This window comes from Pseudomonas sp. YNh (assembly GCF_037993085.1).
Lineage (GTDB): Bacteria > Pseudomonadota > Gammaproteobacteria > Pseudomonadales > Pseudomonadaceae > Aquipseudomonas > Aquipseudomonas putida.
Genome location: NZ_JBBMRJ010000085.1, coordinates 1 through 745, shown reverse-complemented (window position 1 = coordinate 745; position 745 = coordinate 1). Strand labels below are relative to the sequence as shown.

Sequence of the window (745 nt, the reverse complement as noted above, 5' to 3'; positions counted from 1 at the left end):
CAGGAACTGCGCCCATTGTTCAGCCCTTCCCCGCTGACCCCGCGCATGCTCGACAGCTACCGCCTGCTTGAAGACGAGTACCGCAGCAGCCTGCCTGCGATCGATATCGCCCGCTTCATCCAGCCCTCCGACGCCCCACCGCAGCCCCACGTGCTCAAGCATGACCAACTGAGTTGGGTAGCCGACTTCAAGGCCCAGGACGACACAGATCTGCAGGCGCTGCTGGACCTGCAGCCGTTCAACAATGACCAGATCGTCTCGCCGCACGCCTCACGGCAAGCGCTGGCGCCGCTAATGAACCAGAGCAAGCCCCGTGGCGCCGCCATCGTCATCGAAGACGCCATCGGCATTACCCAGGAGCTCAACGCCTGGCGCAATGCCGCTGTCGATGATGTGAAGACCAGGTGGCTGGAGCGCACCGTGGAACCTGGCGTGGACAATGAGCGCAAGCTGCTGGTCGCGCAGTCGTTCCTGGAGATCGAAAAGCTCTACCCGCAGATGATGGCCGAGCAGATCGTCAAGCGCGAAGTCATGGCTGAAAACATACGCAACCAACCCTACGTGCACGCCGAGATCTACGCCTTTTCCGAACGGGCCAGGCAGCAGGCCGATGCCCATGACGAGCGCATGAAACCTCACCTGGCGCAGTTCGAGCGCGATGTCCGCGCCAAAGTCCAGGCCCGTCAGGAGGCTGGCGAGTTCAGCAAGAAGTTCGACCAGAAATACGGCCACCTGGTCGACCGTC

General features: G+C 62.3%; 1 pseudogene. It reads left to right on the top strand.

From position 1 onward, the window contains the following. Window positions 1-745: pseudogene (locus WF331_RS29145) on the top strand (T6SS effector BTH_I2691 family protein); the annotation flags it as partial.